The sequence below is a fragment of the Chryseobacterium sp. NFX27 genome (assembly GCF_049887855.1).
Classification (GTDB): domain Bacteria; phylum Bacteroidota; class Bacteroidia; order Flavobacteriales; family Weeksellaceae; genus Chryseobacterium.
Genome location: NZ_JAGEKK010000004.1, coordinates 260,524 through 273,853, shown reverse-complemented (window position 1 = coordinate 273,853; position 13,330 = coordinate 260,524). Strand labels below are relative to the sequence as shown.

The window sequence follows — 13,330 nt, the reverse complement described above, 5'->3', positions numbered from 1 at the left end:
CAAGTACATCTAAAAAATAATGTGAAATTAAAAACCTATAAAAAACAAAATCAGAATAGAAAAATTCCTACTCTGATTTAATTATATTTGGGTAATAAACCTAGTCAACCTTTTTCAGGACTAGTCATAGGCGGGTATCCTGTAACAGGTTCTCATGGATTGGATATTAATTGGTATGGCGGGATTAGACTTCGGACCTCTACAGGAGTAGGCTTTCAATTACTGGAAAATGGAAATGTGGGAATAGGAACTGCTTCGCCTGTTGCTAAACTTGATGTAAATGGTGGTGTCAGATTCTTTGATTTCATTAGTGCAGGGAGTAATTCATGGATATGGCACACACCTGAGATAATGTTAGGAAAACTTTATATATTGCTCCCATGAATGCTGCTAATACTGATTGGGATTGGAGTAAAGCATTTATAATAAATGGAGAGAATGGAAATGCATTATTAAATGGTAAATTTGAAGCAAAAGAAGTAAAAGTAACCCTTACGCCAACTGCTGATTTTGTATTTGAAAATGAATACAATCTTCCAAAGTTGGAGGATGTTGAAAAGCATATTAAAGAAAAGAAACATTTGCCGGAAATTGCTTCTGCAAAAGTAATGGAGAAAGATGGAGTCAATATTGGTGAATTTCAGATCAAACTTTTACAAAAGATAGAGGAGCTTACCCTTTATTCCATAGAGCAGAATAAGCAAATCAAAAATCTCCAGGAAGAAAATAAAACGTTAAAATCTCAATCCGAAAAGATTAATAAACTGGAAAAGCAGTTAGAGCAGATTCTTTCAGAAAAAAAATAAATTAATTTAAAAATAAAAATGAATCCGTTTCACAACTGAGACGGATTCATTTTTATGATTTTTGTATTAAAAAGGCAAATTATGCCTGATAACTGAGGGCTTATTCAAACATCATTTTATAAATTAGTATAAAATTTAGAATAAAATGACTTTTGGAATTGAGGCTGCGGGCTATTATGTGCCGTCTTTGTACTTAGAGATCAAAGACCTGGCGGAGAAAAGGGGAATTGAACCTGCAAAACTGGAAAAAGGATTGGGACTGCATAAAATGGGGTTTCCTGATGTTCATGAAGATGCTGCTACATTTGCGGCAGAAGCTTTGTTGAAACTGATCAGAGATCATGAGCTCAATCCCAAAGATATAGCCAGAATTTATTTAGGAACGGAAAGTGCTCTCGATGCAGCAAAACCTACGGTTTCTTACGCAATGCAGATGATAGAAAAAGTTCTGGAAAAAGAATATGGCGAAAGATGCTTCAGGAACTGTGATGTGGTAGATATGACTTTTGCCTGCATCGGAGCAGTAGATGCTCTGCATAATTCACTTGATTTTGTAAGAGTGAACCCCAACAAAAAAGCAGTGGTTATCGCCAGCGATTATGCCAAATACGAACTGGCTTCTTCCGGTGAATATACTCAGGGAGGAGGTGCGGTTGCTCTTCTCATTTCATCAAAGCCGGATCTCCTTGAAATCGAAAATAACTGGGGAGTAGCTACCGAAGGCGTTTTTGATTTCTTTAAGCCCAGAAGAGCCTACACTAAGGAAGATCTGAATTCAGCTCCGGAAACTTTTCCTGATAAAATTGAGATCTTTACCGATGAACCGGTTTTTGACGGACAGTATTCCAATCAATGTTATCAGGACAGAATCAGGGAAGCTTACCAGCATTATAAAGAAATTACAGGAAAAGATAAACCTTATGAAGCCTGGAAATACCTTATTTTTCATCTTCCATATGCTTTCCACGGAAAAAGAGTTTTTACAGAAATCTACAGCCTGGAAAACGGACTTCCTTACGAAACTCCTGACGAACAGAAAGCCGTTGCCAAATCTGAAGATTATCTCAAATTTATCAGTGAAAAGATTGAAAGATCACAGCGTGCATCCTCAGAAATAGGAAATATGTATACAGCCTCCATCTTTATGGCATTTCTTTCTGCAATACAGGTTGCTTTTGACGAAGGTGAAGAGCTGGCGGGCGCAGAAATAGGCTTCTTAGGATACGGAAGCGGTTCAAAATCCAAAATTTTCGCCGGAAAAATATCCCCGAATTGGAAAACCGCTGTTTCAAAATGGAATTTGTTTGAAAACCTAAAGAGCAGAACTGCAGTGGATTTTCAAACTTATGAAAAGCTCCATAGAAAACAGCTTCAGACTTCGGTTAATAATGATTATAAGGGTTTCGGGCTGATCTCAGTAGAATCTGAAAACCTTGTTTTGAAAGGAGCAAGATACTACCATTATAAAGACTAAACTTATTTTCATAAGCTATAAAGCATTCCCTTGGGAATGCTTTTTTTTATTTAAAAGTAATACTTTGCGTTTAATATCTTTCAGAAAATACCGTTGAGGTTTGGTAATTTTTTGGAGTAACTCCCACGAGCTGCTTGAAAACTCTCGTAAAATAATTTGTATCCGAAAACCCAGTCTGATAAGCGGTTTCCTTAATGCTGTTCTGTCCGGCGAGTAACTCCTTTGCCCTGCTGATCCTTTCCTGCAGGATAAAATCGTTAGGAGAAGTTCCCAGCTCATCTTTGAACATTTTGAAGAAATTGGACTTGCTCACATAAGCCAGTTTTGCCATACTGTCAATAGAAAGCTTCTGGTGAAGATTTTTACGGATATAATCTACGGCGAAACCTATCCTGGACTTGTTTTTAGCAATATTTTTTTCAACCATGCTTCTGGCCTGGGTCTGCATAAGTCTGATCAACAGTTCTTTCAGGGCAAAATCTGCCATGATATCCTTCTGTGAATTATCATCCATTGCAATTCTCATGATATTGTTGGTAGCAGAAGCTAAGGATTGGTTATTAAAGAGAAAAAATTCATCCAGCTGGATATTCCACTGGGAAGTTTCATCCACTTTTGGAAGATTGTAATTTAAATAGTTAAGAGAATCCTCTATAAAATCGGGATTAAGACTTAAAGAAATACATTGGGTAGGGGCTTCGTCTGCTTCAGGAAAATCAATAACCATGGTTTCACCGGGTGCTACCAGAATACTTTCACCAGGAAAATAATCAAAATAATTCGTCTTATTGTCCAGTTTCATATGCTTTTTGCCTCTCAGCATAGCCGTAAAAGCAATATTTTCAAAGTGAAGCTGGACTCCAAAAGCTGCCTTGTGTGTCTCATATATGCTGAATTCACAGTTGTTTAGATTGAATTTTGTCTGGTTTTCAACAAGGTTCAATAACTGGTTCTCCTTCTTTAATTCAGGAGTATTTAATAAAAATTTATTATTGTTATTCATTTCTAAACATTTTGTAAAACCCAATCACTCAAATATATAAATTTTAGTCCTACACTGTTGTTAATAAAATTATAAAATTAAGCATCTGCACTATTGTGATGTTTTTTTACACGATTGTGCTATCCCTTTTTCATGGGTAAATGTAATTTGGCATTACGAAAAAAATAAAATTACATTAATATGAGCACTATGACAGAACCGAAATCAGAGACCGCTTTTCAGTGGCCTGAATTCAAAAACAAATATGATAATTACATTGACGGTAAATTTACACCTCCGGTAAACGGACAGTATTTCAATGTAGTTTCGCCGGTGAACGGTAAAAACTTTACGCAGGTGGCACACTCTTCCAAAGAAGATTTGGAACTGGCTGTAAATGCTGCAGACAAAGCATTCCAAACCTGGAAAAATACTTCCTCTACGGAAAGAAGCATTATTTTAAACAAAATAGCAGACAGGATCGAGCAGAACCTTGAATACCTAGCTATTGTTGAAACCATCGACAACGGAAAGGCGGTAAGAGAAACACTCGCTGCCGATTTACCTCTTGCGATAGACCATTTCAGATACTTTGCTTCTGTAGTACGTGCAGAAGAAGGTTCTCATAACGAACTGGATAAAGATACCGTTTCCCTGATCGTTCACGAACCGCTAGGAGTAATTGCCCAGATCATTCCCTGGAATTTTCCGATATTAATGGCTGTATGGAAATTGGCTCCGGCTTTGGCAGCAGGAAACTGCGTTGTATTGAAGCCTGCCGAAAGTACTCCGGTTTCCATTCTTGTTTTAATGGAAATTATCAGTGATCTGCTCCCTGCAGGTGTTATTAATATCGTGAATGGTTTCGGAGCAGAACTGGGAAGAGCCTTAGTGACCAATCCAAAAGTCTCAAAAGCAGCATTTACAGGTTCTACCGCTACGGGACGCCTTGTCATGCAGTATGCTACAGAAAATATTATCCCGGTAACGCTTGAGCTGGGAGGTAAATCTCCAAACGTTTTCTTCAGTTCTGTAATGGACGCAGATGATGAGTTTTTGGATAAAGCGATTGAAGGAGCTGTCCTTTTTGCTTTGAACCAGGGAGAAATCTGTACTTGCCCTTCAAGACTCTTAGTTCAGGAAGATATTGCAGACGCATTCATCGCAAAAGTAATCGAAAGAGTAAAAGCGATCAAAGTAGGAAATCCTCTTGATAAAACTGTGATGATGGGCGCTCAGGCTTCCCAGATCCAGAAAGATAAAATTCTTTCCTACATTCAGCTGGGAAAAGAAGAAGGAGCAGAAGTTCTGGTAGGTGGAGACGTAAATAATGTGGGAGAAAACTTAGAAGATGGATTCTATATCCAGCCGACTATTTTCAAAGGAAACAATAGAATGAGAATCTTCCAGGAAGAGATCTTCGGACCTGTCCTGGCATTTACAACTTTTAAAGATGAAGAAGAGGCTGTAAAAATCGCTAATGATACGATTTATGGACTTGGTGCAGGAGTATGGACAAGAGATGCACATCAGCTGTACAACGTTCCGCGCCAGATCCAAGCAGGAAGAGTTTGGGTGAATCAGTATCATTCCTATCCTGCAGGAGCTCCTTTCGGAGGGTACAAGCAGTCGGGAATCGGTAGAGAAAACCATAAAATGATGCTTGATCATTACCGTCAGACTAAAAATATGCTGATCTCCTACAACAAAAATAAATTAGGTTTCTTTTAATTTTTAAATATTAGGGCGTGCCCGTTTGCCCCGGCAGAGCCGGGGCAAAACGGTCGGGCTTTCCAGGGCTTCACTTCGTTTCGGTGTTCCATTTCATTCCGCACCGGCTCGTTCCTCGCCGCCCTTCCTATCCCTCACGCGAAAAACAGACGTCCTTATCTGGAATATTTCAGGTAAGCAGGAATTCTGTTACCGCCACGGAAGTGAAATTTTCAATGTGAAAAGTCAGTTTTGCTTCGCAAGTCAATAGCTAAGGCTCGGCTACTAGTAAACTTCACAATTCACGATTCATCATTCAAAATCATCATTAACTAAAAAAACTAAACTCAGATACTATGATCCCAAAAACAATGAAAGCTGCAGTAGTTCAGGGCTATGGACAACCGCTGAAAATAGAAGAAGTTCCGGTAAGAGAACCCGGAAGATATGAAGTGCTGGTAAAAGTAATTGCCTGTGGAGTCTGCCATACAGATTTACATGCTGTAGACGGCGACTGGCCGGCAAAGCCCAAAATGCCTTTGATTCCCGGACATGAAGGAGTAGGTATTGTAGTAGCCTGCGGACCGGAAGCATATGTGAAAGAAGGTGATGCTGTAGGCGTTCCGTGGCTGTATAGTGCCTGCGGATGCTGCGATTACTGTATTACCGGGTGGGAAACACTATGTGAGGCGCAGAAAAATGGCGGCTACAGTGTAGACGGAGGTTTTGCGGAATATGTGATTGCAGATTCAAGATATGTGGGACATTTAAAGTCCGATGTTAATTTTTTGGAAATCGCACCCATTTTGTGTGCAGGAGTAACCGTTTATAAAGGATTGAAAGAAACTGAAACAAAACCCGGAGAATGGGTCGCCATTTCTGGAATAGGAGGATTGGGGCATGTGGCTGTCCAGTATGCCAAAGCAATGGGAATGCATGTGGCAGCGATTGATGTTGCAGATGATAAGCTTGAACTGGCGAAAAAATTAGGGGCAGATCTGGTCGTTAATGCAAAAACTACAGATCCGGGAGAATATCTACATAAAGAAGTCGGTGGGATGCATGGAGCGCTCATTACAGCGGTTTCTCCCATTGCCTTCAAACAGGGAATAGATGTATTGAGAAGAAAAGGAACGATTGCTCTTAATGGGCTTCCTCCCGGCTCTTTTGAGCTCCCGATCTTTGAAACCGTATTAAAGAGAATAACCGTGAGAGGCTCTATTGTCGGAACAAGAAAAGATCTTCAGGAAGCGCTGGATTTCGCCAATGAAGGTCTTGTGAAGGCAACGGTAACCTCTGCAAAACTGGAAGATATCAATGATGTTTTTGATAAAATGAAGAAAGGACAGATAGACGGCAGAATCGTACTCGATATTGCCGGCTCAAATTAAATGATGATGGATTAATGTGCCCGGCAATTATTTGCCGGGCTTTTCTCTTAAGCCAATAAAAAAGATTATTGCAGAAATATAAACCTTACAAGGTTGATTAACGTAAAATCAAAGGTTTTTACTTAAGACATGCTTTAAATCAAAGATTTCAACAAAAAGAAAAAATAGAGGAAAAGTCAAATTAGATGTATAATATCTGAAATAAATGGTGTAATGTCGTGTGAGGCAGTTTATTTCTCAGAATGACAGCAGTAGAAAATTTTATCGGAGATAAAATCTTTGCGCCTTAAAAACATATTTTAAATAAAAAACTTTTGCGCCTTTGCGATTAAAAAAGAAAATAACGGATAGCAAGATTCGTCAATTAAATCTTCGTACTTTAATAGAAATATACAAAACTTCTCTAAGTTTAGTTAAAAAAAATAAAAATGGAAACCAAAATATCCAGATTATCAGCAACAGAAAAAGCACTTGATGTTATTTATCAACTGGAGTATAAATACGGTCCTTTGATGTTTTATCAGGCAGGAGGATGCTGTGAAGGCACCCAGCCGCAATGTTTTGAGAAAGGAGGTTTTTTTCCCAGAATGAATGATGCTATGATAGGAACAATCAATGGTCATGAATTCTGGATAGACCGTGACTTATTCGAATACTGGAAATATTCCCACTTTACACTCGATGTTACAGATGGATTCGGACCGGGAGGCTTTTCTCTGGAAACTCCTTTAGGTAAAACATTCAAGGTCCAATATAGGCTTTTCACCAAAGAAGAATATGAACACCTGGAACCTGTAAAGAGAAGTGAATAAAGAGAAGGGTTAATGTTTTTGAGTAATATAAATAAGCTCTCTTTCAAATTCATATTTACCTCTTGAAATTCCCCTTTTTAAAATGAAATATTGTGTGACAGCAATTACTGAAGCAACTACTATGAACATAAGATCCTGTTGATCATTTCTTATATTGACAAGAATTGCCACTAAGCAAAAACATACGATGAGAATCCAAGTGAAAATCTGAAATATGGATGGATAAATTTCTATAGAGATAGATGATTTACCATTTTGATCTGAAATGTGGCCATGAAATACAGGATTATTCATATTGATGTCAAATAGTCTTATTCTTCTTTTAATAGTAAAACTATTTTCTCCAACCATTCCCCTGTATTCAAACCGAGTAGGAATTACAGAATCTTTTTCCAATGAGATGAAGGTAGTATTGGTTTTATAAGTTATTTTCCATAGCTTTTGTTTAAGTTCTGCACTATTAATATTGAGTTCAATGGTAAGATTGTTGTAGAGGCCAATGTTTTTAAAAAATGACTTCATCTTGTAAAATATTTAAACTATAATCAGACTTTCACAAACCGGTTCACAAACATGGCCGCCACAATATCTCCCACAGCATTCAAAACAGTGGCCAGCGGATCCACCAGCGTCCCAATGATCATCACAGCAGGAATAGCTTCCTGAGGTAATTTATAGACTGAGATCATCAGCATTTCACCGATATACCCACCGTTCGGAATTCCACCCGCTACAATACTTACAAAAACGGTGATTCCTAAAGCCAGCAGTAAATTCGCCGGATCAAAAAAGTCTTTTCCGATGATCAGAAAAGCAACATATATTTTAATAATAGAAGACATAGAAGAGCCATTCTTATGCAGGGTTGTCCCAATAGGAATGACCAGGTTAGCAATAGAATTCGGAATGCCAATTTTGGATGCGGCCTGAAGATTTGCCGGCATAGTGGCAAAGCTGCTGCAGGTACTTAAAGCGGTTAAAGTAGGGTAGACAGCATTCTTCCAGAAACTTTTGATTCCCTTTTGTCCGCTTGCCATAAAAGCATACAGAGAAAAAAATACAAAGAAATAAACGATCCCTGCGATATAATAAAGACCTAAAGGCTTAGCATAAAAACCAAAAAGCTGAGGCCCCAGAGTGGCTACCTGATAGGCGAAATAGGCCCCAAGCCCAATGGGTGCAAGCTTCATGATCAGTAAGAGCAATTCTTTCATCACTTCATATCCTGAAGCAATAAAAACCCTGAACGGCTGTCCTTTTTCTCCGGCCTTACGGGCGGCAAATCCGGTCATGAAAGCAAAAATAAGAAGAGCCAGCATATTTTGTCTTGAAAAAAGCTGCGTAAATTCTCCAACAGTAAAAAAGCTTACAATCCTGTTACCCCAGCTGTCCTCACTAACGGTTTCAGAAATGATTTCAGAACTGCCGGAAACACCGGAAACTGGAAATACATAAACTACACAGATCGTAAAAATGGCTGCTGTCAAAATAAAAAACAGAAAAGTAAAGGACATTACTAAAATGATTCTTCCGAATTTAGACTGCTGCTCCAGCGATGCAATAGAATTGGAAACTGCAAAAAATACCAATGGCACCACACTCACAAAAAGGAGATTCAGAAAGATATCCCCCAATGGCTTAATGTATTCCACTACGCCTGGAGCCGTAATGCCTATAATGCTTCCTGCAACAATTCCTAAGAGCAATAATATAATTCCTGAGTAGTTTTTCAGTACCTCTTTCATTCAACGCTTTTTATCAAAGATAGGTTTATTTTAACATTCTCTTAAATAATTTTCAGGTGTAAATTTCATAAATTTGAGTAAATATCGTTTCTATGGCTTATATAGATTACTATAAAATTTTAGGCGTAGATAAAAGCGCAACACAGGATGACATAAAAAAAGCTTACCGTAAACTGGCGAGGAAGCTTCATCCTGATCTCAATCCCGGCGACAAAGAAGCGGAGAGAAAATTCAAAGAACTGAATGAAGCCAATGAAGTTCTCAGTAACCCTGAAAACCGTACCAAATATGATAAGTATGGGGAAAACTGGAAACACGGCGAAGAATATGAAAAGGCTCAGCAGCAGCAAAGGCAGTATCAGCAGCAGAACTATAGCGGTGGCGGATTTGCCGGTGCTGATTTCGCTGAGGGTGAGGACTTTTCAGATTTTTTCCAAAGTATGTTTGGCGGTGCCGGCGGAGGTTTTGGAAGGAGCTCAAGGGGAAGTTCTTCAGGGAAATTCAAGGGGCAGGATGTTCATGCTGAATTAAATTTAAGCTTAAAAGATGCTGCCCAGACTCATCCGCAGACTTTTGAGATCAATGGCAAAAAAGTAAGAATTACAATTCCGGCAGGAGTATATGATGGACAGCAGATCAAGCTGAAAGGCCACGGAAGCCCAGGTTTTAACGGCGGTCCAAGCGGAGACCTTTATATCACCTTTAATATTCCTGTAGATCCCGATTTTGAAAGAATCGGAGACGATCTGAAAACCAAGGTTTCAATAGATCTGTATACCGCTGTTTTAGGAGGCGATGTAAAAGTGACTACGCTGGACGGAAGCGTTAACCTTAAAGTGAAGCCGGAAACACAGAACGGAACAACAGTAAGGCTGAAAGGAAAAGGTTTTCCGGTGTATAAAAAAGAAGGACAGTCCGGAGATCTTTTTGTGACGTATGAAGTGAAGCTGCCTACTAATTTGACAGACAAGCAGAAAGAACTTTTTGAACAACTTAAAAATTCCTAAGTCATGAGTGAAAGAATATCGCGGGAAGAACTCGTAAAAATATACAATATAGAAATCACTTTTTTTGATGAATTGGTGGATGTAGGGTTGCTGAATGTAGAAACAGAGAATGAAGTCCGGTATTTACTTTATGAGGATCTGCCTGTTTTTGAGAAGTTGACCAACTGGCATTATGATCTGGAAATTAATCTTCCCGGTCTGGAAGTCATCCATGAGATGCTTCGGAAAATGGAAGATTTGAAGAGAAAAAATCGTGATCTAATGAATAAACTTTCTGCAATAAGTGACCAATATGAAGATATTTGATTTAGTTTTGTACTCTTTAAAAACAAATTAAATATTTCTGAGAAATGAATGGAGAGAAAGTCATTAAATTAAATGTAAACAGAAAGGATTTCGAGGAAATTTATTTCAGCGGTAACCAGGGAAGTTTATTCTTTTCACAGGCTACCAAAGGAAAAACGGTTACTACAGCAGTTATAGGAGTAATTCTACTGATCTTATTTTGTTTTAAAGATGATTTAAGCAAAGAGAAGTTTGGAATTCTATATTTCGTGAGCTTTTTATTCCTGCTTTGTACAGTTTATCTTTCTTTAAGCATCAATAAGGTTTCCCGGTGGAAGAAAGAAGTGAACAGATATCTAAAGTCGCTGGAAGATTCTGAAATCTACGAGATCCGTTTTAATAATGATATTTTTAATGTTAATCTTAATCATCAGGAAGAGCTCAGCAAATGGGAAGATTTCAAGGTATATGACATCAATGATTCATTTATTGCCCTGGAAGGAAAATACAATTACATGTTTCCTGAAAAGTCAATGAGTAAGGGAGATTTCAATATCCTCAAGCAGACCATAAAGAAAAAAATCAAGCCATAAAAAAAATCAGAGCGTTTTGCTCTGATTTTTTATTTATATAAAGTTAAATTTACTTCTTCGTTTTGATTAATCCAGCCAGCCCATTTCTTTCATCCACTCGTCATTGTAGACTTTTCCTACATATCTTGAACCGTGGTCATGAAGAAGAACCACAATTACATCATCTTTCGTGAACTGATCTTTCATCTGGATTAAAGAAGCAATCGCACTTCCTGCAGAATATCCGCAGAAAATCCCCTCTTCCTTAGCCAGTTTTCTGGCGTAGATGGCACCGTCTTTATCCGTTACTTTTTCAAAATGATCAATGACAGACATATCATAATTCTCAGGAATAATATCTTCCCCGATTCCTTCAGTGATATAGGTATAAGCATGATCATAATGAAGTTCACCGGTCTCGTGGAATTCTTTCAGAATAGAACCGTACGTGTCAACACCTATTATTTTAATGTTCGGATTTCTCTCCTTGAAGAATGTTCCACAACCTGTAACAGTACCACCTGTTCCGGCGCCTGCTACAAAATGGGTAAGCTTTCCATCCGTCTGTTCCCAGATTTCCGGAGCTGTAGATTCATAATGAGCTGCTCTGTTCGATAAGTTGTCGTATTGGTTTACATACCATCCGTTTTCTGTTTCTTTAGCCAGCCTTTTGGAAACTGAATAATAAGAACGCGGATCTGTAGGCTTCACATCAGTAGGGCATACGATAACTTCGGCTCCTACAGCACGAAGAATATCACACTTCTCTTTTGACTGTTTGGAATTGGTTACAAAAATACATTTGTAGCCTTTGATGATGGCTGCAAGAGCCAGCCCCATTCCTGTATTTCCTGAAGTTCCTTCAATAATGGTGCCTCCAGGTTTTAATCTGCCGTCTTTTTCAGCATCTTCTATCATTTTAAGAGCCATTCTGTCCTTTACAGAATTTCCCGGATTGAATGTCTCTACTTTTGCTAAAACCAAAGCAGGAAAGTCCTCTCCCAATACTTTGTTAAGTTTTACTAGAGGGGTATTTCCTATCGTTTCAAGAATATTTTTTGCGTATTTCATAAATGTTTTATAAGCGGTACAAAGATAAGGCTTTAAAAATTAGCTGTATAATTTAAAGATTATGATTTATAAATGTGAATGGTGAATTGTCAATAGTGGAATTTTACTTACGGTCAGTGAATCGGATTAATTATATCCTGTTTTATTACTAATTTTATAAATGATCGGTGGATTTAAACTAAATAGAATAATTGGTCACTGTTTTGTAATTGACCATGCACTATTTACATTTCACCGTTCTCTCTTAGTTATACTTAATCGCTTTCACAGGAGATATCTTGCTGATCAGATAGCTAGGAACGATCAGAGCCAGTCCGGAAATAAGCAGAATACCCAATGAAATGGAAATAATAGCAACAGGATTAAGATCTACCGGAACTGTACTTACATAATAATTCTCAGGATTAAGCTTGATGATGCCGAAAAATTTCTGAATCAGAATCAAGCCCAGCCCTATGGCATTACCATACAGAAGCCCTGGGATCATGATGATTAGTGTATAATTGATGAATGTAGCCCGTATCTGTGAATTGCTCGCTCCCAGCGTTTTTAGAAGTCCGATAGAATTCGTTCGTTCAATAATCAGAATCAAAAGAACCATAATGATGTTGATAACAACCACAATCAGCATAATGATGATGATCAGGGCAATATTGGTGTCAAAAATGCTGATCCAGTCATTGATCTGCGGGAATTTTTCCGTTGCTTTTTCAGCATAGTTTTTATAGCCGATCAGTTTTTCAATTTCCGGAAAATCTTTGTCGATGTCATTTACATTCTTAAAGAATATATCAAGACCTCCTATTTCATCAGGCTTCATTTCCTGAATTTTTCTTACATGATTGATTCCACCGATAACGAACTGCTCGTCAATCATTTTAATATCAGTCTTATAAATTCCTATCACCCTGAATTTACGGTAGATCGGTTTCTGGTCTGCTTTTGAAAATACGGTAACAATACTGTCATTGACTTTCAGGTGAAGATCATTAGCGACTTTCTGTGAAATAGTCACATCATTGTTAAAACCATTCTCTGTAACTTTTGGAGTGGTACCGGCAACCAGGAATTTCTTGAATCTCAGACTGTCAAAGTCTTTTCCGATCCCTTTAAATATAATGCCTGAAAAATTGTGCTCATTACGCATGATTCCTGTTACCGTTGCATACTTCTGAACACTTTCCACATCCGGAAGGGTTTTAATTTTCTGAATATTCAGTCCCTGATTGTCAAGAACAGATGTGTTGTAAGAAGAATTGGATCTTGTAGACCGTACCGTAACGTGCCCGCTGAAATCTGCCAGTCTCTCTTTGATGGCTTTCTTTGAACCGAAGCCCGTAGACACGGTAATCAAAGAAACAATGATCCCCAAAGCTACAGAAAGTCTGCCAATGAAGATGATAACCCTCGAAAGGTTATTTTTGTTATCTTTGGAAAACGCTATTTTTCTAGAGAAATATAAAGGAAATTTCAAG

13 protein-coding genes are annotated in these 13,330 nt (G+C 38.2%); 8 read left to right on the top strand and 5 right to left on the bottom strand.

Annotation, left to right across the window (positions count from 1 at the left end; translation table 11 throughout):
• Window positions 1–380: 380 nt before the first annotated feature.
• Together J4Q03_RS06845 and J4Q03_RS06840 are read left to right on the top strand one after the other, a co-directional pair.
• Entirely contained in the window at window positions 381–806 is a 426-nt protein-coding gene (locus J4Q03_RS06845; RefSeq protein WP_426047457.1) for a hypothetical protein, read from the top strand.
• A 145-nt stretch (window positions 807–951) separates the two neighbouring features.
• Complete coding sequence (locus J4Q03_RS06840) at window positions 952–2,280, top strand: hydroxymethylglutaryl-CoA synthase family protein (RefSeq protein WP_426047456.1); 1,329 nt, start codon at window positions 952–954, stop codon at window positions 2,278–2,280.
• A 70-nt stretch (window positions 2,281–2,350) separates the two neighbouring features.
• Here the strand turns inward: J4Q03_RS06840 and J4Q03_RS06835 are convergent, their stop codons facing one another.
• The gene (locus J4Q03_RS06835; protein WP_426047455.1) at window positions 2,351–3,283 is read right to left on the bottom strand and encodes an AraC family transcriptional regulator; all 933 of its coding nucleotides are present in this window, start codon (window positions 3,281–3,283) and stop codon (window positions 2,351–2,353) included.
• 180 nt (window positions 3,284–3,463) lie between these two features.
• On the opposite strand from J4Q03_RS06835, the gene J4Q03_RS06830 reads away from it, so the two are divergent.
• From J4Q03_RS06830 to J4Q03_RS06820, 3 genes are all read left to right on the top strand, one after another.
• Entirely contained in the window at window positions 3,464–4,993 is a 1,530-nt protein-coding gene (locus J4Q03_RS06830) for an aldehyde dehydrogenase family protein (protein WP_426047454.1), read from the top strand.
• 335 nt (window positions 4,994–5,328) lie between these two features.
• Entirely contained in the window at window positions 5,329–6,363 is a 1,035-nt protein-coding gene (gene adhP, locus J4Q03_RS06825) for an alcohol dehydrogenase AdhP (RefSeq protein ID WP_426047453.1), read from the top strand.
• 428 nt (window positions 6,364–6,791) lie between these two features.
• Window positions 6,792–7,175 (top strand): DUF779 domain-containing protein, encoded by a 384-nt coding sequence (locus J4Q03_RS06820; RefSeq protein ID WP_426047452.1) that lies wholly within the window; start codon window positions 6,792–6,794, stop codon window positions 7,173–7,175.
• Between the two features lie 9 nt (window positions 7,176–7,184).
• On the opposite strand, the gene J4Q03_RS06815 is transcribed toward J4Q03_RS06820, so the two are convergent.
• Window positions 7,185–7,697, bottom strand: coding sequence for a hypothetical protein (locus tag J4Q03_RS06815; protein ID WP_426047451.1), 513 nt, complete (start codon window positions 7,695–7,697; stop codon window positions 7,185–7,187).
• A 23-nt stretch (window positions 7,698–7,720) separates the two neighbouring features.
• Window positions 7,721–8,920, bottom strand: a complete 1,200-nt coding sequence (locus tag J4Q03_RS06810) for a dicarboxylate/amino acid:cation symporter (protein WP_426047450.1) — start codon at window positions 8,918–8,920, stop codon at window positions 7,721–7,723.
• A 92-nt stretch (window positions 8,921–9,012) separates the two neighbouring features.
• Between J4Q03_RS06810 and J4Q03_RS06805 the strand changes: the two genes are divergently transcribed.
• From J4Q03_RS06805 to J4Q03_RS06795, 3 genes are read left to right on the top strand one after another with little or no spacing between them, the layout of a single operon-like run.
• Complete coding sequence (locus tag J4Q03_RS06805) at window positions 9,013–9,927, top strand: DnaJ C-terminal domain-containing protein (RefSeq protein WP_426047449.1); 915 nt, start codon at window positions 9,013–9,015, stop codon at window positions 9,925–9,927.
• Between the two features lie 3 nt (window positions 9,928–9,930).
• Window positions 9,931–10,233 (top strand): chaperone modulator CbpM, encoded by a 303-nt coding sequence (locus tag J4Q03_RS06800; RefSeq protein WP_426047448.1) that lies wholly within the window; start codon window positions 9,931–9,933, stop codon window positions 10,231–10,233.
• A gap of 44 nt (window positions 10,234–10,277) precedes the next feature.
• Window positions 10,278–10,805 (top strand): hypothetical protein, encoded by a 528-nt coding sequence (locus tag J4Q03_RS06795; RefSeq protein WP_426047447.1) that lies wholly within the window; start codon window positions 10,278–10,280, stop codon window positions 10,803–10,805.
• Window positions 10,806–10,871: 66 nt separating this feature from the next.
• Here J4Q03_RS06795 and J4Q03_RS06790 read toward each other — a convergent pair whose 3' ends face one another.
• Both J4Q03_RS06790 and J4Q03_RS06785 read right to left on the bottom strand, forming a co-directional pair.
• Complete coding sequence (locus J4Q03_RS06790) at window positions 10,872–11,855, bottom strand: PLP-dependent cysteine synthase family protein (protein WP_307212655.1); 984 nt, start codon at window positions 11,853–11,855, stop codon at window positions 10,872–10,874.
• Between the two features lie 244 nt (window positions 11,856–12,099).
• Window positions 12,100–13,329: an ABC transporter permease gene (locus tag J4Q03_RS06785; protein WP_426047446.1), complete on the bottom strand. Its 1,230-nt coding sequence runs from the start codon at window positions 13,327–13,329 to the stop codon at window positions 12,100–12,102.
• Between the last annotated feature and the right edge of the window lies 1 nt (window position 13,330).